We start from the raw sequence: 18,315 nt of genomic DNA on the forward strand, positions 1-18,315 counted from the left end.
CCCGCCGTCCCGCCGTCCGGCCGCTCAGTCCTCCGGACTCCGGAGGTCCACCCGCCAGTCGTGGCTGCGCATGAACCGCCCGGGCGGGAACTCGAAGTCCGTCTCGCCGAGCAGCGTGAACCCGGCCTTCGCGCAGACCGCGTTGGAGGCGGGGTTGTCCACCGAGGGGAAGGCGTGCAGGTGGCGGTGGGCGCCCTCGCGGCGGGCGGCCGCGACGGCGGCGCGGGCGGCGGCGACGGCGATGCCCCGGCCCTGGTGCCCGGGCAGCACGTTCCACCCCATCTCGTGGACGGTCTCGCCCCGCCAGGTCCGGGTGCCGTAGCCGACGGTGCCGACCGCCTCGCCCTCGGGGAGCAGCACGATCCGGTACATGCAGCCGAGGCCGGACGGGACGAAGTCCAGGTAGCGCCGGTGCCGGACGAGGAGCTGCTCCTCGGTCTCCGGGCCGCCGACGTGCCGCTTCATCTCGGGGGTGTTGACGCGGCGCAGCAGCGCCAGGTCGGTGTCCGTCCAGGGTTCGATGAGGACCTGTGCCGTGGTCATGCCGGGCACCGTAGTGCGCCGCGGACCGTTCCGACCAGCGGTTTTCGCGGCCCGGACCCGCCCGGTCCGGACCCGCCCGCCGTCCGGCCCCGCCCGGCCCCCGCGGGGGCCGACCCGGTTCAGCCCTGGTCGGTGGCGGCGCCCGGGTCGGCCAGGGCGAGCGCGAGCTGTTCGAGGGCGGGCAGGGCGTGCACGACGGCTTCGCGGTCGGCCGGGGCGAGGACGTCGAGGGCGGCGGCGATGCGGCGCTCGTGGGCGCGCTGCCAGTCGTCGAGCTGGCGCCGCCCGGCCGGGGTGAGGGCGATCCGGGCGGTGCGGCGGTCGCCGGGGTCGGCCTGGCGGTCGACGAACCCGGCGTCGAGGAGCTTGCCGACCAGCCCGCTGACGGTGTTGGGGGCGAGCCGCTGCCGGGCGGCGAGTTCGCCGACCCGCAGGGGTGCGGCGGACAGGGTCTGGAGGAGTTCGACCTGCGCCATCGGCAGGGACTCCCACGGGTAGTCGGTGCGGATGCTGCTGCGCAGGGCGCGGCGCAGCCGGGTGACGGTGTCGGTGAGCCGCCGGGCGTGTTCGACCGCCGTTCCGGGAGGTTCGGTGGCGGGGTCGGGAACGTGTGGTGACGACGGCATGGCGGACAGCGTATCCCCTGGTACGAGGGGGTCCGGCAGCGCTGTCCGACGTCGGGCGCCGGCGCCGGGGGTGGCGCGCGGGGCGTCCTCCGGGGCGCCCTCCCGGGCGTCGTCCGGTGGGTCGTCCGGCCGTCGCCCCGCTGTCTGTCGCAGGGCGATCGGCTCGCTCAGGGAACATGTCTGCGTCCGATATATTCGTGGCATGAACGCCACCGCCCTCGCCGCGCGGCTGCTCACCGAGCGGCCCCGGCCCCGGGGCATAGCCGGTTGGCGCCACGCCCACTGGCTGGCCGTCGGCACCGTCTGCCTCGGCGCCTTCCTCGGACAGCTCACCGCCAGCGTCACCGCCCTCGTCTTCCCGGCCCTCGGCCGGCACTTCCACGCGGACTTCGCGGCCGTCGAATGGGTCGCCCTCGCCTACCTCCTGGTCCTGGTCGCCCTGCTCGCCCCGATCGGGTGGCTCTCCGACCTGGTCGGCCGCAAGACCATGTACCTCGGCGGCTTCGCCGTCTTCGCCCTGGCCTCGCTCGGCGCCGGACTCGCCGGCAGCCTCGGCGAGCTGGTCGCCTTCCGGGGCGTCCAGGCCGTCGGCGGCGCCATGATGCAGGCCAACAGCGTCGCCCTGGTGGCGCGCGGGGTCCCGGAACACGCGATGCGGCGCGCCCTCGGCATCCAGGCCGCCGCCCAGGGCCTCGGCCTGGCCCTCGGCCCCAGCCTCGGCGGGCTGCTGGTCGAACACGCCTCCTGGCGGTGGGTGTTCTGGATCAACGTGCCGATCGGCGTGCTCGGCATCCTCGCGGGCTGGTTCCTGCTGCCCCGCACGCGGACCACGGGCACCGGGAGCGGGGCGACCCCGGACCCCGGGACGGCGTCCCGCTCCCGCGCCGCCGGCCCCTGCGCGGGCCGACCCGTTGCCGGCCGACCCCTAGCCGACGGACCGGCCGCCGACCGGCCCCGCGTCGGCCGGCGCCGTCCGAAGCGGTCCGCGCGGGCCGAGGACGGCCGCTTCGACCTGCTCGGCCTGCTGCTGCTCACCGGCTCCACCACCGCCCTGCTGCTCGCCCTCTCCACCGCCTCCGGCCTGCCGCTGCCCGGCTGGGCCGCCGCCGCGCTGCTGCTCACCGCCGCCGTCCTAGCCCTCGCACTGGTCCGGCAGGAACGGCGGGCCTCTCGGCCGATCCTCGCCCCCGGCCTGGTCAACACCCCGGGGGTGCGGTCCGGGCTGGTGGTCTCGCTGATCGGCTACCTGCTGCTGTTCTGCCCGCTGGTGCTCGGCCCGGTACTGCTCACCGGCGCGGGCGTGCCGGTGTCCCGGGCGGGCCTGGTGATCACCCTGCTGCCCGCCGCGTTCGCCGTCGCGGCGACGGTGGGCGGCGCCCTGCTGCCGCGCACCTGGTCGGACGTCAGCCGCTGCCGCGCGGGCGCGCTGCTCGCCGGTGCCGGTCTGCTGCTGTTCGGCCTGCTGCCGGCCACCGCCGTGGGCGCGGCCGTCCCGCTGCTGCTCGCCGGCTACGGGCTGGGACTGCTGCTGCCGGCCAACAACGCGCTGGTGATGCGGGCCGTCCCCGCCCAGTGCTCGGCGGTCGGCGGCGGGATGGTCAACATGGCGCGCAGCCTCGGCACCGCGCTCGGCACCGCGCTACCGGTACTCGGCGTCCACCTGGCCGGTACGGCCTCCGGGGGCCGGGCGGTGCTGCTCACCCTCGCGGCCGTCGCCGTGGCCGCCGCCGCCCTGACCCGCCCGGCCCGCCCCGCACGCGCCGCGCGCGTCGCCTGAGGCGTGTTGCCCGGCTCGTCATGCCCCCGCGACCGGGACCGGCCCTTCGCGGCCGGCCCGTTGTGTCGTCGATGACGGACGGCCGCTGCGCGGGGCCGCGGAACGGTTCCAGGCCGCACCCCACCTCGCCGCCGTCCTCATCCGGTCGCCGCGACGAGGAAGGAGACACGCCCCGGCGGCCCGTCCCCTGCGTCCGAGTCCGAGTCCGTGCCTGTGCCCGAGTCCGTGCCCGTCCCCGCGTTCGCGTGCCCGTGGTAACCGGGTGACACCTGCGCAGCTGTCCTGAGATCATCTGCGGATGTCGATCATCGCCGACGAGCTCGGCCACCTGTTCTACACCGTCGACGGTGACGGTCCGCCCGTCGTGCTCGTGCACGCCGGTGTCGCCGACCACCACATGTGGGACGCGGTCGTGCCCGCGCTCGCGGAACGGCACACCGTCATCCGGTACGACCTGCGCGGCTTCGGCGAGTCCGCGATCCCGAGCGGGCCGTTCAGCGAGGCCGACGACCTGCTCGGCCTGCTGGACCACCTCGGCCACCAGCGCGTCCGGCTGGTCGGCGCCTCCTGGGGCGGCCGGGTGGCGGTGGACTTCGCCCTCACCCACCCGGACCGGGTGCACTCCCTCGCCCTGTTCTCCGCGCCGTGGCCGCGGTACGGCTGGTCCGAGGACATGGTCCGCTACGACGAGGCCGAGACCGCGGCGCTGGCCGCGGGCGACGTGGACGCCGCCGTCGAGGTGAACCTGGACATGTGGCTGCGCGGGCCCGCCCGCGGGTGGGACGAGGTCGCGGAGGGGCTGGCCGACCGGCTCCGCGGCCCGCTGCGGACCTCGCTGGTGAACCAGGAGGCCGTCGGCGCGCACTCCCGGGGCCCCTCGAACGGTGACATCGCCACCCTCGCCGTCCCCGCACTGGTGGGTGTCGGCCGGCTCGACGTCGCCGACTTCCAGGACATCGCCCGCCGGTACGCGGCCGGGATCCCCGGTGCCTCCCTGGTCGAGTTCGCCACCGCCGCCCACCTCGTCGCCCTCGACGCCCCCGCCGAACTCGCCGCGGCACTGGAGCCGTTCCTCGCCCGCTGACACCGCGCCGCCCCGCAATCGGCGGGGCGGCCGACCAGCCCCGGGTGGCCGCCCCAGGCCCCGGCCGTCACCGCGGGTGGGCGGTGGTGGGCTCAGTCGTCGGCCGCGACGACGAGGGTGATCCGCCCGGCCGAGCGGTCGACGAGCACGAACTCGTGGAACTCGCCGTGCACGCCGCCCCAGTCGTGCATCGCCCCGGCGCCGAGCTCGCCGAGGTGGTGGATGCCGTCGGCGGTGGTCAGGCGGTCGAACACCTCCTGCCGCAGGGCCGCCTCCAGCCCGGCGGGCCGGCCGCGGGCCGGGCCCACCCACTCCTGCAGGATCCGTACGGCCTGCTGCTCGCGGATCGGGTCGTAGCGGTCCGGAGTGATCGACCGCAGCCAGTACGGGCCGTGCCGGAGCCCGTCCGGCAGAACTCCACCGCCCGCGTAGTCGTCCCGGAACTGCTCGTGCCCGATCAGCGCGGCGAGCAACCCGCTGTCGTCCGGGCACTCCGCGGAGAAGCCGAACCGCTTGATGTCGACCCACCGGAACCCGTGGTCCTTCGGATCCGGGAGGTGGTGCCGGAAGTTGACGAACGCGCTTCCCTCGTGAACGAGCCCCTTGGCCATGCCTAGGAGACCGGGCTTTCACGCCCGGACGGGAGCCGGGCGTCCGTCCGGACGTTCAGGGTGTCCTGGGCGCGGTTGAGTCCGAGCCGGACGAGCGTCTCCAGCGCGTCGGCGCAGCGGTCCAAAACGCCCGGCAGTGCGGCCTGTTCCTCGTCGGAGAACCTCTTCAGCACGAAGTCCCCGACGGACTGGCCCTTCGGCGGTCGCCCGATGCCGAAGCGCAGCCGGACGAAGTCGCGGGTGCCGAGCACCTCGCCCACCGAGCGCACCCCGTTGTGGCCGCCGGGGCCGCCGCCGCGCTTGAGCCTGCCCGTGCCGAACGCGAAGTCCAGGTCGTCCTGCACGACCACCAGCTGCGCGGCCGGCACGCCGTGGCGGCGCAGCAGGGCGGCCACCGGGCGGCCGGACAGGTTGATGAACCACTGCGGCTTCGCCAGCAGCACCCGGCGGCCGTCCACCTCGATCTCCGCGACCTGGACGCCGATCCCGCGCCGCCGGAACCGGGCGCCGTGCCGTTCGGCCAGCCGGTCCACGGCGAGGAAGCCCGCGTTGTGGCGGGTGAGGCGGAACCACGGGCCGGGGTTGCCCAGTCCGGCGATCAGCCAGGGGGTGTCGGTGGTCATCCGGTCTTCTCCAGGGGGTGACGGAGGTCGTCGTGGCGGGCCCGGTCGGCTGCCGGGCGGTCGTGCCGCCGGGCGTTGCGGACGCCGGGGCCGCGGACAGCGGGGTTGCGGACAGTGGGGCCGCGGACGCCGGACGGCCGGGGCGCGGTCCGGACGGTACGGGACCGTCGGCCGCACCCCGGCCGTCCGGGGGCGAGCGGGTGGGTCAGGAGGAGGGGACGCCGGGGGCGGCGCCGCGCTCCTTGAGCATGTCGGTCATCAGCTGGATCTCCGAGCTCTGCGCCGTCACCATCGACTGGGCGAGCCGCTTCTCGGAGTCGTTCCGCGCTACGTCCACGTAGCCCTGCGCCATCTCGACGCCGCCCTTGTGGTGCTCGATCATCAGCTGCAGGTAGTAGACCTCGGCGTCCCGGCCGCTGAGCGAACGCAGCTTCGCCAGTTGGGCGTTGGTGGCCATGCCGGGCATCAGCGAACCGTCGTGGGCCTGGTAGTCGTGGTCCATCCGCATCCACGCCATCGGCTTGTCGGTCGAGTGCTGCGGCAGCCCCCACTGGTCGAGCCAGCCCATCATCATCCCGCGCTGGTTGGCCTGGGTGTTGATGACGTCGAAGGCCAGGGTCCGGGTGGCGTCGTCGCCGGTGCGGTCCCGGACGATGAACGACAGGTCCACCGCCTGCTGGTGGTGGGTCGCCATGTCGCGGGCGAACCCGGCCTCGGGCGAGTCGTTCGCCGGGACGGCCACCGACGCGGTGCCGGACGCCGAGGTGCCGCTCGCCACCAGGGCGGGCACGCCGAGCGCCAGCGCGAGCGCGGCGGCCAGCGCGGCCGGCCACCACAGCCGGCGGCCCGCGCGGGACTGCCCGGCGCCGTCCGCGGACTCCGCGGACGGCCCGGTCGCCTCGGACGGCTCCGCCCCCTCGGGCAGGTCCGAGCCGGCGGCGGTCACATCTGCCCCATGGTGCAGGAGGCGCCCGGCTCCTGGGTCTGCTTGCCCTGGACGTACTTGGTGAAGAACTCGTTCACCCGGGGGTCGCCGGCGCTGTCCACGACCAGCTGGGTGCTCCAGGCGTTCAGGGTGATGGTGCCCTTCTCGTCCGGGTAGGGGCTCATCAGCGAGTACGGGGTGGCCTTGACCTTGTCGGAGAGGGTCTTGACGTCCTCCGGGGTGGCCTTGCCGTTGTACGTCACCCAGACCGCGCCGTGCTCCAGCGAGTGGACGGCGCGCTCGTTCTCGACCGGCTGGTCGTAGACGTGGCCCATGCAGTCCAGCCAGACCGCGTTGTGGTCGCCGCCGACCGGCGGGGTCATCGGGTAGGTGACCTTCTCCTTGACGTGGTTGCGGCTCAGGTCGCCGAAGGTCTGCACGCCCGGGATGTCCGCGTTGGCGGCGGCCTCCTTGTCCTTCTTGGACTGGTTGGCGTCCATGATGATCCAGGTGCCGGTGGCGATCGCGCCGATCACCAGCACGCCGGCGGCGACCGAGGCGATGATCTTGTTGCGGCGCTCGCGGCGCTGCTCGGCGGCGCGCAGCTCGGCTATCCGGGCGCGGCGGTCGGTCGTCCCGGCCTTGCCGGAGGTCTTGTTGGACTGCTTCGAGGCGGAACCCATGGTGGTTGTCCTTGTCCCCGCCGCGCGGTGCTGGGGCGCGGCGGTCAGCTGAAGAGGGGAGGAGGGGCGGATCCGCCGGCGGGTGCCGGGCGGTGGGTTCCGCTCAGGACCGGTGTACTTGCAGCTCGTGCAGATCGGGCGCCGGATACGGACCGTCCAGCAACCCGGCGGGCACCACCCTCGGCAGCGCCTCGGGCGCCGGCGTGAGCGGTGACACGGCCGGTTGCGGCTGCGGAGGGGGGTTCGGCAGCTGGGCGTCCTGGGCGCAGTACGGGTGGCTGGAGCAGCCGTTGTCGCGGTGCGGCGGTTCGCCGTCGGCCGTGCACCAGGTCCAGTGCCGCTGCTGTTCGGCCCGCTGGCGCTGCTCGGCGGCCGTGGGGGCCGGGCCGGTGCGCGGGGCGCGGTCGACGGAGACGGCTGCGGTGACCGCGGCGGTGACCGTCGACGGCGCCGGATGGACGCCCGCGCCGACCGCCTTGGCCTGGCCCGCGCACGGCAGCACGGTGAGCAGGGCGACCAGCACCAGAACCCACAGCGCACCCACCGGGCGGCCCGCCGGTGCGGCCCTCCCCGGTCGGGGCGAGCTGGGGGCCGACGCGGTCATGCGCACATTTAATCAGCCGAACGAGTGAAGCGATGCCCCTCCTCGGTCCCCATTTTCGGCCGTCCGCGGACCCGAACACCCCGGAAACGCCCTGCTCCGGGCACATCCGGCAAGCGCGGACGGAACGGTCGTGGGCGCAGTGGTGAACCCCGGGGCGAACCCGTCGCCGAACCCGCTGGTGAAGCGCTGGTGGCGCCTCCGGCGACGCCGCGGGGGAGGGCTGCGCCCCCTGCCGTCGACACCGCCATGAACATGCTGGTGAGCGCGGTGGCCGGGAACGCTCCGGTCGCTGACCGGTTGTCGCCGAAACCCGGACAGCGTCGTTGCACTCGGAGACAATGACGTCGAGTCCGGCCCCGCCGGGGGCGGCGCGACCACGGACCGACCAGGAGCCGCCAGATGAGCAAGCAGGGTGCACCCGCACAGCCGCACCGGCCGGAGGACGGCTGGTGGGACGAGGTCTACGAAGGCCCCGCGGGCACCCTCCCCGACACCCCGCGGGCGGACGCGGGTGCCGGGAGCGTCGACGACTGGTTCGCCACGGCGGCCGGCCTCATCGGACACCAGCGCACCGCCGAGCCGGAGCCGGAGCCGGAGTCGGAGTCGGACGCCGCGCCGGAGCTCGCGTCGGCTTCGGTGCCGGTGCCGGTGCCGGTGCCGGTGCCGGAGTCGGAGTCGGGCCCCGGGCCGGAGCGAGTCCCTGTGGTGACGGTGGCAGCCGCGGCGGAGTCGGTCGAGGCTCCGACCGCGGGGCGCGAACCGGGACCGGAAGCCGTCCGGGAGCCCGAGACCGAAGCGGCCACGGACCCGGCCCCGGACGAGCTGTTGGAGCGGGACAGCATCGACGATTGGTTCGACACCGCGATCGGCGTGATCGGCCAGCCGCGCACCCCGGCCGAGACCCACCGGTTCCCCGCCCCGTCCTTCGCCCGGGACGCCCCCGCCCCCGCCCCCTCGCCGGCGCCGGCATCCGAACCGGCGCCGCCCACGGTGACCCTGGAGAAGCCTGCCCCCGAACCCGCCGAACCCCGAACCGGGGCCGACCACGCCGCCCAAGACACCGTCCCGGAACCCGAACCGCAGCCCGTCCAAACGCTTGCCCCAGAGCCGGAGCCGACCCCCGCTCCAGAGCCGGAGTCCGAGCCGGCCGACGCCTCCGAGCCCGGGCCCGAAGCCGACCCCGGCCCCGACACCCTCGCCACGGCCATCGCCACCGCGACCATCCCGGACCTGCACCCGTCCCCCCGACCAGCCCGCGCCACCGACCGGCCCACCGTGCCGCACGTCGGCGAACGCCCGCCGACCTACGGCCCGGAACCGACCGCCGTGCCGGAGACGGACCCCGGTGCGCTCGGGGCGCTCGTGCCCGACACCGCCCTGGAGGGCGCCCAGTACGGGCAGTCCGTGCTGCGCGCGGTCTCCGTGCGCGGCGACTCCGCCCGCTACCGGGGCGAGCCGCGCCGGGACACCTTGCTGATCACCCGGTTCGGGGACGGTCCGGACGGGCTGCTGCTCGCGGTGCTCGGCGGCTTCGAGCGGACGGGCACCGCCGCGGACGAGGCGGTCTCCGCGCAGGCGGTCGCCACCGCCACGAGCGAGGCGTGCCGACAGCTGGCCGCCGCGATCGGCCGCAGCCGCGAGGGACTGGCCGCCGACCTGCGCGACTGCGCCCGCGACCGGCTCCGCTACGGCCTCCAACGGCTGGCCACCAGCGCCGTCGCCCCGCTGCGCGCCCTGGCGCCGCGGGAGGAGGGGGACGCGGGGGCGGACACGCCGTCCCCGGCGGCGCTGCACTGCCTGTTGATGTCCCTCGACCCGGCGGCCGCCTACCGGGCGGCGTTCGGGATCGGCCCGGGCGGGCTCTACCTGCTGCGCGCCGGCCACTGGATCGACGCCTATGCGGCGAGACTGCTGCACCATCCGGAGGGCCAGCAGCCGCCGGAGGAACCGCGACCGTTCCGCTTCCGGCTCGTCCCCGCGACCCCGGGCGACGTCCTGCTGCTCTGCACCCCCGGCCTGGCCCGTCCGATCGCCGACGAGCCGGCCGTCGCCCACTTCCTGGCCGGCCACTGGGCACACCCGCACCCACCGGGCACCGTCGACTTCCTCCGTCAGGTCCAGGTCCGTGCCAAGGGCTACGCCGACGACCGCACCGCCGCAGCCATCTGGACCGAATGACCGGACCGAGGCCACGGGCCTCCGAAAAAATCAGTAGACCGACCGACATATTCTTCCCGCTGCGACATGGGCCACAAGCCGCGGCCACCCGGCACCACACCCGCACCCGCATTTGCATCCGCGCCACGGCCGCACGGCCGCACGAGAAGTCGGCGGGCCCGACTTCTCGTGCGCCGGCTTCACTCCCACGCCCCGCGCCGTCGCGACATCTGTAGACCGGTCGACATATTTTCTTGGCCCGGGGCGCCCACTCCGGCCCGGGCCCGGCCCTGCGGTGCGGCTGCGCAGGAAGTCGGCCCGGCCGACTTCCTGCGCGCCGACCGCGGCCCTGCTGGGACTGAATCTGTAGACCGGTCGACATATTCAAGCTGCGGGGCGCGCGGGCTCGGATGGCCGGGGCGCAGCCTCATAGGAAGTCGGCGGGTCCGACTTTTCGTGCGCCGGCTTCCAGCTCCCACGCCCCGCGCCGCCGCGGCATCTGTAGACCGGTCGCCATATTCATGCCGAGCGCGGGGGGTGCCCGTTTCGGGCTCGGGTGTCCTTGGTGTGGGTCGTCGCGCAGGAAGTCGGAGGGGTCGACTTCTGGCGTGCCAGGCATCTGTTCGTGTCCGCGATGGAATCTGTAGACCGGGCGACATATTTTTCCCCGCGGAGCTGCCGCCGTGGCGTCAGGGGGCCCCGTGTGCGGTCAGTTGCGCAGGAGGATGGTGGTGACGGCGGTGGCCTGGGTGAGGGCGGCGGGGTGGTGGTGGCCGGGGAGGCCGATGGCGAGGGGGACGGAGAGGCCGTCGAGGAGGGCGCGGATCTGGGTGGCGCGGTCGGCGGTGGGGCCGGGCGTGAAGTGGCCGGTGGCGGCGCCGTCCTCGATGAGGGCGACCAGGTCGGCCTGCCAGGGCGCCTCGATCTCCTGCTGCCCCTGGCGGATCTCGGCACTGGCGGGCGAGCGCCCCCACACCTCGACCCAGAGGATCCACCGCGGATCCCCCGGCCCTTCGGGCAGGTAGAGCCGCAGGTAGGCGTCGAGCCGCTGCCAGGGGTCGCGGGTGCGGTCCGCGAGGGCGTCGCGGCGGCGGGTGCCGAGCTGGTCCTCGCTCCAGCGGAGCGTCTCCAGCAGCAGCTGGTCCTTGCTGCCGAAGTAGTAGAGCAGGTGTCCGGCGCTCATCTGGAGCTGCTTGCCGAGCCCGGCCATGGTGAGTTTGGCGAGCCCGTGTTCGGCGATCGCGGCCCTGGCGGTGGCGAAGACCTCCTCGCGGGGGCGTGCCGGCCGGCGCGGGCGGGGGTCCGCCATGTGAGTCGCTCTCCCTAGGTGGGACGGGTCGCTGGGAAGTGTCGCTGGGAAGCGCCGGGAAGTGTCGCGGGGACGGGGCGCTGGGACGGGCCGGTGCGCCACCGGAGCGGGCCGCGGGGGCCGCGCTCCGGTGGCGCCCAGCCGGCCGGAGCCGTGCGTCAGAGGGCCTTCGGCTGCTGCTGGGTGATGCAGTGGATGCCGCCGCCGTTGGCGAAGATCCCGCGGGCGTCGACGAGTTCGACGGTGCGCCCCGGGTAGGCGCGGCCGAGGACGGCCGCGGCCTCCTGGTCGCGCGGGTCGTCGAAGGCGCAGAGGACGACCGCGCCGTTGGCCACGTAGTGGTTGATGTAGGAGTAGTCGACCGGCTCGCCGTCCTCGTCCAGCAGGACGGTGGGGGCGGCGAGTTCGATGACCTCCAGGGGGCGGCCCTGGGCGTCGGTGGAGTCGCGCAGGATGGCGACGAGTTCCTGGCAGACCTGGTGGTCCGGGTGCGCCGGGTCGGGCTGGACGTGGGCGACGACGACGCCGGGGCGCACGAAGGAGGCGACGATGTCGATGTGTCCGCGGGTGCCGAACTCGTCGTAGTCGCGGGTGAGCCCGCGCGGCAGCCAGATGGCCTTGGTGGTGCCGAGGAAGGCGTGCAGCTCGGCCTCGACCTCCTCCTTGGTCCAGTCGGAGTTGCGGCCCTCGCCGAGCTGGACGGTCTCGGTGACGAGCACGGTGCCCTCGCCGTCGACGTGGATGCCGCCGCCCTCGTTGATGAGGCGGGAGGCGAAGCGCTGGACCCCGGTGAGTTCGCTGATGTGCTCGGCGATGTGCTGGTCGTCGTCCCAGCGCGCCCAGGACTGCGCGCCCCAGCCGTTGAAGATCCAGTCGGCGGCGGCCAGCGAGCCCTTGCCGTCGATCAGGAAGGACGGGCCGATGTCGCGCATCCAGGCGTCGTCCAGCGGGCGTTCGACGATCTCGACCTGCTCGGAGACGTACTTGCGGGCCTCGGCGCTCTCGCCGGTGTTGACGATCAGCGTGACCGGCTCGTACCGGACGATGGTGTTGGCGACGGCGGCCCAGGCCTCGCGGCCCGCGTGCAGGTTCTCGGGGGTGTCGAAGGTGGGGTTGGTGGTGGGGAAGGCCATCCAGGTGCGGTCGTGCGGGTGCCACTCGGCGGGCATCCGGTAGCCGAGGGAGGCGGGGGTGGGCGTGGTCATCTGGCGTTCCTTCAGGGGAGGGTGGGGGCGGGTCAGAGGAAGTAGAGGCGGCTGAGCGACACGCTGTCGGCGGGTTCGGAGCGCAGCGGCGCGCCGTCCAGCGAGACCAGTCCGGTCTCGGTGACCTCGACGTGGCCGGTGCGGGCGTTGCGGACCATGTCGCGCGGGCCGATGCCGCGGGTGCCGCGGACGCCGACGCGGCGGCGGCGGGTGGGCAGTCCGTCGGCGGGGCGGTCGAGGTAGGCGCCGTCGGCGGCGGCCTGGGCGACGAAGGCGACCGAGATGTCGGCGGCGGTGGCGCCGTGGGCGCCGAACTGCGGCCCGAGGACGAGGGGTTCGCAGCGGTCGGTGGAGGCGTTGGGGTCGCCGACGACGCCGTAGGCGGGGAAGCCGGCCTTGAGGACGAGCTGCGGTTTGGCGCCGAAGTGGTCGGGGCGCCAGAGCACGATGTCGGCGAGCTTGCCGACCTCGATCGAGCCGACCTCGTGGGCGAGTCCGTGGGCGATGGCGGGGTTGATGGTGAGCTTGGCGATGTAGCGCAGGACGCGCTCGTTGTCGTCGCCGCTCTCGACGGTGCCGTAGCCGCCGTCGAGGGCGCCGAGTTCGGCCTTCATCTTGCCGGCCATGGCGAAGGTGCGGCGGACGGTCTCGCCGGCGCGGCCCATGCCCTGGGCGTCGGAGGAGGTGATGCCGATGACCCCGAGGTCGTGGAGCACGTCCTCGGCGCCCATGGTGCCGGCGCGGATGCGGTCGCGGGCCATGGCGGCGTCGCCGGGCAGGTCGACCTTGAGGTCGTGCGCGGAGACGATCATGCCGAAGTGCTCGCCGAGCGCGTCCCGGCCGAAGGGCAGGGTGGGGTTGGTGGAGGAGCCGATGACGTTGGGGACGCCGGCCATCTTGAGGACGTTGGGGACGTGTCCGCCGCCGCAGCCCTCGATGTGGAAGGCGTGGATGGTCCGGCCCTCCAGCACCTTGAGGGTGTCCTCGACGGAGAGGCACTCGTTCAGACCGTCGGTGTGCAGGGCGACCTGCACGTCGTACTCCTCGGCGACGCGCAGCGCGGTGTCCAGGGCGCGGGTGTGGGCGCCCATGTCCTCGTGCACCTTGAAGCCGGAGGCGCCGCCCTCGGCGAGGGCCTCGACGAGCGGCGCGGCGTCGGAGGAGGAGCCGCGGCCGAGGAAGCCGATGTTGACCGGCCAGGCGTCGAAGGCGTTGAAGGCGTGCCGCAGCGCCCAGGGGGAGTTGACGCCGACGCCCCAGACGGGGCCGAACTCCTGGCCGATGATGGTGGTGACGCCGGAGGCCAGCGAGGCCTCCATGATGCGCGGCGACAGCAGGTGGACGTGGGTGTCGATGGCGCCGGCGGTGGCGATCATGCCCTCGCCGGAGACGATCGTCGTGCCGGTGCCGACGACGACGTCCACGCCGTCGAGGGTGTCGGGGTTGCCGGCCCGGCCGATCGAGGCGATCCGGCCGCCGATCAGGCCGATCGAGGTCTTGCGGACGCCCTGGACGGCGTCGATCACCAGGACGTTGCTGATCACCACGTCGCAGGTGTCGCGGACGGCGGCGGCCTTGAGGTGCAGGCCGTCCCGGGCGGTCTTGCCGAAGCCGGCCAGGAACTCCTCGCCGGGCGCCTGGGAGTCGGACTCGACGCGGACGATGAGGCCGCTGTCGCCGAGCCGGATGCGGTCGCCGGCGCGCGGGCCGTGCACCGCGATGTAGTCGTGGGGGGTGATCGCGGTCACGACGGCACCTCCGAGTCGTCGAAGCCGGTCAGGTAGCCGGTGGCGCGGGCCTTGGCCAGGGCGGCCTCCTTGGCGCCGGGCGCGTCGAGCGGGCCGTCGACCAGGCCGGCGAAGCCGATGGCGACGCGGTCGCCGCCGATCGGGACGAGGCCGACCTCGACGGTGGCGCCGGGGTCGAAGCGCACCGAGGAGCCGGCCGGGACGGCCAGGTGGGTGCCGTAGGCGGCGGCGCGGTCGAAGGCGAGGCGCGGGTTGGCCTCGAAGAAGTGGAAGTGCGAGGTGACGGAGATCGGCACCCCGGAGGTGTTGTGGACGGGGAGCACCACCGTCTCCTCGACCGGGTCGTAGCCGGCGCCGTCGCCGATCAGCGCGCCGCCGGGGGCCTCGTCGCCGAGGGAGCCGGCGCCCTTGAAGGGGTCGTTGACCACGGCCAGCCGGGTGCCGTCGTCGAAGACGGCCTCGACCTGGACGACGGTGACGACGTCGGGCACGCCGGGCAGCACGTCGGCGGCGGTGAGCACGCTGCGGCCGGCCTCGATGGCCTCGGCCAGGCGCCGGCCGTCGCGGGCGGCCTCGCAGACGGTGTCGGCGATCAGGGCGGTGGCCTCGGGGACGTTGAGGCGTACGCCGCGGGCTCGGCGGGCGCGGGCCAGCTCGGCTGCTGTGAAGATCAGCAGCCGGTCCCGCTCGGTGGGGGTCAGTCGCACGGTTCCTCGCTCGCGGTCGCCGGGGGGAGGGGGGTCGGCTTCGGAACGATGTTAGAACGTCGTTCAAACATCTCGGGTCATTGAACCCGGAGCACGCCGCCCTGTCCAGCGTTGCTCCTCCGGAGAGGTTCGGCTCGCCGGGCGCGCGGCGGGGGTGAGACCGGGGCGGCGGGGTGCGGGCGGGCGCCCGGTCCGCCGCGGGGCCGGGCGCGCGGCGGGGGTGAGACCGGGGGCGCGGGGCGGGGCGCCCGGTCGCAGTGGGCGCCGGGTGTGCGCGGGATCGGGCGGGGGCGGGTTCGAAAACAGCCTCTGCGCTTCGCAAACCCGTCCGGCGCGGGCAGTTGGATCACGTGAACCCTCCCGTGCCCCTTTCACCCCACGTGATCGGACGCACACTGTTGCAAACGCCGTCAGCTGGGCATGAGGATGAGTGGTCAGATCGGAAGGGCCACCCGGCCGGCGGGGGATCCGGAGGCGGGGGCCCGGGTTTCGAGGGCGGGGGCATGTGGTGATGGACGGTCAGTCGCGATTCCCGCGGCAGCGGACGAGTTCCGGCGACGCCTACCGGTCCGGGCCGGCGCGGGGTCCGGCCGCCGGCACCGGGACGACCCTGCCGGGTGCTCCGGCCCCCGGCTGCGCGCTGCACCGCCGGCTCCACCTGACGCTCGACCCGGCCGACCTCGTCGCGGTCGGCTCGGTCCGGCGGCGGCTGCGGACGGCGCTGGACCACTGGGGGGTGCCGGAGCTGTCGGACACCGCCGAGCTGCTCTCCTCCGAGCTGGTGACCAACGCCCTGCTGCACACCGGCAAGGGCGCGGTGTTCGACGCGGTGCTGGGGTCGGACCACCGGCTGCGGATCGAGGTGCAGGACGGCGCGAGCAGACTTCCCGGCCGCCGCCGGGATCCGGACGCCGAGTACGCGACCTCGGGGCGCGGCCTGATGCTGGTGGAGGCGCTCGCGGACGCGTGGGGCGTCCAGCTGCGCGGCGAGGGCAAGGTCACCTGGTTCGAGCTGGCCCTGCCCTGAGTCCGCCCGCCCGCCGCCGGGCCCGCCGGCCCCACCGGCCGCACTCACCGACCCGCCCGGCGGCCACGCCCGTCGGCTCCCGCGCACCCGGCCCACCGCCCCCGTCGGCAACCCGTTCGACGGCGATTCATTCGCCGTCGAAGGAAGCCCTGAACAGAAGGCGGAACGGAAGATTTCCGGCCCGTTGCCATTGCCGCTGGGCCGAACATCGCCCAGGATGGTGGGAATGTGTGTCCACGTGCGGGAAGCAGCGGGGAGACCGAACCTCGACTGAACACCGTCCGTCGACACCGTCCGATCCAGCACCACCCCTCACATCGCCACGCGGCCCGCCCGGACGGTCGGTGCGGTCCGCCACGGCAGCGGCAGGAGCAGCATGCCCACTGAGCCCGAGTCGTCGGGGCCGGCGCTTCCTCCCGGCGCGTCCGCCGTCGAGCACCAGGCCACCACCGCCACCACCGCCCCCGCGGGCCCCACCACGGCCGGCACCGGCCGGGCGAAGCCGCCCGCGCAGGCGGCGCGCCGGCACTCGCTGCGGACGGCGCCCGGGATCGCCGCCGGGCGGCTGGCGCCGGTGCTGTCCGGCGGTCTGCCGCCCTCCTCCGCGGACTCCATGCCGGACTGGCTGGAGCCCGCGATGGCCGCCAACGGCATCGGCTCCTTCGACTGGGACATCCGCCGCGACGTCCTGGAGGGCGACCAGCGGGCCTGCGCGATCATCGGCCTGGACACCATGGACCAGGGCCGCTTCGACCGCACCGCGGGCTCCTTCCTCGCCCTGCTGCACCCCGAGGACGCGCCGGTGGTGCGCCGCCGGGTCGAGCGCGCGGTCGCCGAGCTGGGCCAGTGCGGCGCCTACTACCGCACGGTCGGGCCGAACGGGTCCATGCGGGCGGTGCGCTTCCGCGGCCGGGTGCTCGCGGACGCCTTCGGCCGGGCCTCCCGGATGGTCGGCTTCGTCTGGGACGCCACCGTGGAGCTGCACAAGCGCGACCGGGCCGACCGGATGGCGCTGCTGCGCGAGGAGCGCTCGCGCTTCATCAAGGAGGCGGCGCGCGCCCTCTCCGAGGCGGTCACCGTCCGTGACGTCGCCCGGGTGTTCACCGAGCTCCCGCTGCCCGGACTGCCGCCGGACGGCCTGGTGCTGGCCTCCTTCGAGGCCGGCCGGGCGCGGATCCTCGGCGCCTCCGGCTACCGGGCGGACGCGCTGGCGGTCTGGGACCGCACGGTCCTGCCGGCCGGTCACCCGGCGGCCGAGGCGCTGCGCCACCGCACGCCGGTCTTCATCGCGACCCGCGAGGGCTTCCGGGAGAACTACCCGCAGGTGTGGGAGCCGACCAGCCGCACCGGGCGCGGCGCCTGGGCCTACCTGCCGCTGGTGGCCAGCGGCCGGGCGATCGGCGTCTGCGTGGTCAGCTTCGACGACGAGCGCGAGCTGGACGCGGACGAGCGCACCCTGCTGACCACGCTGGGCGGGCTGGTCGCCCAGTCCCTGGCCCGGGCCCGGCTGCACGACGCGGAGCACGAGCTGGCCGCCGGCCTGCAGCGGGTGATGCTGCCGCGCACCGTGCCGTCCGTGCCGGGGGTGACCACCGCGGTGCGCTACCTGGCGGCCGGCTCGGGCCTGCAGATCGGCGGCGACTGGTACGACGTGGTCCCGCTGCCCGGCGGCCACGTCGGCCTGGTGATCGGGGACGTCCAGGGCCACGACGTGCACGCCGCCGGGATCATGGGCCAGCTGCGGATCGCGCTGCGCGCCTACGCGGCCGAGGGGCACCCGCCGGCCGCCGTGATGGCCCGGGCCTCCCGGTTCCTCGCCGACCTGGACACCGACCACTTCGCGACCTGCACCTACGCCGAGGTCAACGTGGACTACGGCGTGGTCTACGCCGTCCGGGCCGGCCACCTCGACCCGGTGGTGCGCCGCGCCGACGGCACCGCCGCCGTGGTGCCGGTGGCCGGCGGGCTGCCGCTGGGCATCGACCCGGACCAGGAGTACCGGGTCACCCGGTTCAGCCTGGACCCGGGCGAGACGGTGCTGCTCTGCACCGACGGCCTGGTCGAGGCGCGCGGCATGGACCTGGACGAGGGCGTCGCCCGGCTGACCAGGGCGCTCGCCCGGCCGCTGCCGGCGGCCGCCGAGTCGGCCCGCGACCCGCTGGAGGAGCTGGCCGACCGGATCGCCTCGCAGGCCGCCGACTCCAGCGAGCGCGAGGACGACATAGCGCTGCTGCTCCTGCGCTGGGACGGCCCGGCGGGCGGGCTGGCCGCCCAGCAGCTGCGCCGCCGGATCGGCCAGGCCGACCTGGCGCGGATCGCCGAGGTCCGGGCCGAGCTGCGGGACGCGCTGCGCCGCTGGGGCGTCGCCGAGTTCATCGACACCGCCGAGCTGCTCTCCTCCGAGCTGGTCACCAACGCGATCCGGCACACCGACCGCGACGCCATGTTCACCGCCCGGCTCTACCGGGAGCCGGACGCGGACGGCGGCCGGGCCCGGCTGCGGGTGGAGGTGGAGGACGAGTCCGACCTCTGGCCGACCCGCCGGACCCCGGGGGAGCAGGCCTCCTCCGGGCGCGGGCTGATGCTGGTCGAGGCGCTGGCGGACGCGTGGGGCGTGGAGCCGCGCGGGTCCGGCAAGCGGATGTGGTTCGAGCTCAGCGGCACGCCGGCCGCCTGAGCACCCACC

Annotated in this window: 16 protein-coding genes and 1 pseudogene; 6 read left to right on the top strand and 11 right to left on the bottom strand. The window is 74.9% G+C overall.

All coding sequences use genetic code 11. The features are described 5' to 3' along the window. Positions 1-24: 24 nt before the first annotated feature. Positions 25-543 carry a GNAT family N-acetyltransferase gene (locus AB0N04_RS33965; RefSeq protein WP_360212966.1) on the bottom strand — a complete coding sequence of 173 codons (519 nt, stop codon included), beginning with the start codon at positions 541-543 and terminating at the stop codon, positions 25-27. A gap of 119 nt (positions 544-662) precedes the next feature. Beyond that, positions 663-1,169 (bottom strand): MarR family transcriptional regulator, encoded by a 507-nt coding sequence (locus tag AB0N04_RS33970; protein WP_360212968.1) that lies wholly within the window; start codon positions 1,167-1,169, stop codon positions 663-665. Positions 1,170-1,371: 202 nt separating this feature from the next. On the opposite strand from AB0N04_RS33970, the gene AB0N04_RS33975 reads away from it, so the two are divergent. The 3 genes and pseudogenes from AB0N04_RS33975 to AB0N04_RS33985 all read left to right on the top strand — a co-directional run bounded on the left by AB0N04_RS33975 (position 1,372) and on the right by AB0N04_RS33985 (position 4,030). Beyond that, complete coding sequence (locus AB0N04_RS33975) at positions 1,372-2,946, top strand: MFS transporter (protein WP_360212970.1); 1,575 nt, start codon at positions 1,372-1,374, stop codon at positions 2,944-2,946. A gap of 16 nt (positions 2,947-2,962) precedes the next feature. Next, positions 2,963-3,064 (top strand): annotated as a pseudogene (locus AB0N04_RS33980) (IS481 family transposase); the annotation flags it as partial. A 180-nt stretch (positions 3,065-3,244) separates the two neighbouring features. Beyond that, positions 3,245-4,030, top strand: a complete 786-nt coding sequence (locus tag AB0N04_RS33985; protein ID WP_360212972.1) for an alpha/beta fold hydrolase — start codon at positions 3,245-3,247, stop codon at positions 4,028-4,030. 92 nt (positions 4,031-4,122) lie between these two features. Here the strand turns inward: AB0N04_RS33985 and AB0N04_RS33990 are convergent, their stop codons facing one another. From AB0N04_RS33990 to AB0N04_RS34010, 5 genes are all read right to left on the bottom strand, one after another. After that, positions 4,123-4,641: a hypothetical protein gene (locus AB0N04_RS33990; RefSeq protein ID WP_360212974.1), complete on the bottom strand. Its 519-nt coding sequence runs from the start codon at positions 4,639-4,641 to the stop codon at positions 4,123-4,125. A gap of 2 nt (positions 4,642-4,643) precedes the next feature. Next, a complete protein-coding gene (pth, locus tag AB0N04_RS33995; protein WP_360212976.1) occupies positions 4,644-5,264 on the bottom strand; it encodes an aminoacyl-tRNA hydrolase in 621 nt (206 codons plus the stop codon). 205 nt (positions 5,265-5,469) lie between these two features. Further along, positions 5,470-6,054, bottom strand: a complete 585-nt coding sequence (locus AB0N04_RS34000; protein WP_360213102.1) for a DUF305 domain-containing protein — start codon at positions 6,052-6,054, stop codon at positions 5,470-5,472. A 152-nt stretch (positions 6,055-6,206) separates the two neighbouring features. Beyond that, positions 6,207-6,872, bottom strand: coding sequence for a DUF3105 domain-containing protein (locus tag AB0N04_RS34005; protein WP_360212978.1), 666 nt, complete (start codon positions 6,870-6,872; stop codon positions 6,207-6,209). A 103-nt stretch (positions 6,873-6,975) separates the two neighbouring features. Beyond that, on the bottom strand, positions 6,976-7,476 hold the full coding sequence (locus AB0N04_RS34010) for a hypothetical protein (RefSeq protein WP_360212980.1): 501 nt from the start codon (positions 7,474-7,476) through the stop codon (positions 6,976-6,978). Positions 7,477-7,875: 399 nt separating this feature from the next. Here AB0N04_RS34010 and AB0N04_RS34015 point away from each other — a divergent pair, with 399 nt between their 5' ends. Beyond that, entirely contained in the window at positions 7,876-9,654 is a 1,779-nt protein-coding gene (locus tag AB0N04_RS34015; protein ID WP_360212982.1) for a protein phosphatase 2C domain-containing protein, read from the top strand. A gap of 688 nt (positions 9,655-10,342) precedes the next feature. On the opposite strand, the gene AB0N04_RS34020 is transcribed toward AB0N04_RS34015, so the two are convergent. The 4 genes from AB0N04_RS34020 to AB0N04_RS34035 form a co-directional block, all read right to left on the bottom strand. Next, a complete protein-coding gene (locus AB0N04_RS34020; RefSeq protein ID WP_360212984.1) occupies positions 10,343-10,942 on the bottom strand; it encodes a TetR/AcrR family transcriptional regulator in 600 nt (199 codons plus the stop codon). 158 nt (positions 10,943-11,100) lie between these two features. Beyond that, entirely contained in the window at positions 11,101-12,147 is a 1,047-nt protein-coding gene (locus AB0N04_RS34025) for an agmatine deiminase family protein (protein ID WP_360212986.1), read from the bottom strand. A gap of 32 nt (positions 12,148-12,179) precedes the next feature. Next, on the bottom strand, positions 12,180-13,886 hold the full coding sequence (locus tag AB0N04_RS34030; protein WP_360213104.1) for an urease subunit alpha: 1,707 nt from the start codon (positions 13,884-13,886) through the stop codon (positions 12,180-12,182). 5 nt (positions 13,887-13,891) lie between these two features. Continuing rightward, complete coding sequence (locus tag AB0N04_RS34035; RefSeq protein WP_360212988.1) at positions 13,892-14,602, bottom strand: urease subunit gamma; 711 nt, start codon at positions 14,600-14,602, stop codon at positions 13,892-13,894. Positions 14,603-15,113: 511 nt separating this feature from the next. On the opposite strand from AB0N04_RS34035, the gene AB0N04_RS34040 reads away from it, so the two are divergent. Together AB0N04_RS34040 and AB0N04_RS34045 are read left to right on the top strand one after the other, a co-directional pair. Further along, positions 15,114-15,629, top strand: coding sequence for an ATP-binding protein (locus tag AB0N04_RS34040; RefSeq protein ID WP_360212990.1), 516 nt, complete (start codon positions 15,114-15,116; stop codon positions 15,627-15,629). 376 nt (positions 15,630-16,005) lie between these two features. Further along, positions 16,006-18,306, top strand: a complete 2,301-nt coding sequence (locus AB0N04_RS34045) for a SpoIIE family protein phosphatase (protein ID WP_360212992.1) — start codon at positions 16,006-16,008, stop codon at positions 18,304-18,306. The last annotated feature ends 9 nt before the right edge of the window (positions 18,307-18,315 follow it).

This window comes from Kitasatospora sp. NPDC051702, assembly GCF_040681575.1.
GTDB lineage: Bacteria > Actinomycetota > Actinomycetes > Streptomycetales > Streptomycetaceae > Kitasatospora.